Below are 377 nucleotides of genomic sequence, written 5' to 3' on the forward strand. Positions count from 1 at the left end.
GCGGCGGGTGGAGCTTGCCCTGCGCGATGCGCTCCGGGATTGCCGGGCGCTGCTCGAACTCATCGACCGGGGCGTGACGACGGACGAGCATCAGGGACGCGGTGCATTCGAGGTTCCTCCGGCATCTCGAGGCCGCCCGGGCCCGCGTCCGGGAGACGCGGTTCTCCTCGCGGTTGCGCTCCGGGGCCAGCCTGCGCGAGGCGGTGCGGGGGGTCGAGGCGCTCTGGCACGCGCTCATCGTTCTCGATCGCGCGGTGCGGGAGGAGCGGCGGGAGGTCAGCCCCGAAACCCTCGAAGAGCTGCAGCCGCTGGCGGACGAGGTGCGGCGGCGGGCCGCGGACTACCTGACGGGCCTCATCGAGATCACGACGTCGCCG

At 73.5% G+C, this 377-nt stretch carries 1 pseudogene; it reads left to right on the forward strand.

Annotated features, from left to right (window positions below):
• Positions 1-101: 101 nt before the first annotated feature.
• Positions 102-377, forward strand: a pseudogene (locus tag Q1B08_RS21770) (FUSC family protein); the annotation flags it as partial.

Source organism: uncultured Jannaschia sp. (assembly GCF_947494025.1).
Classification (GTDB): Bacteria; Pseudomonadota; Alphaproteobacteria; order Rhodobacterales; family Rhodobacteraceae; genus Jannaschia.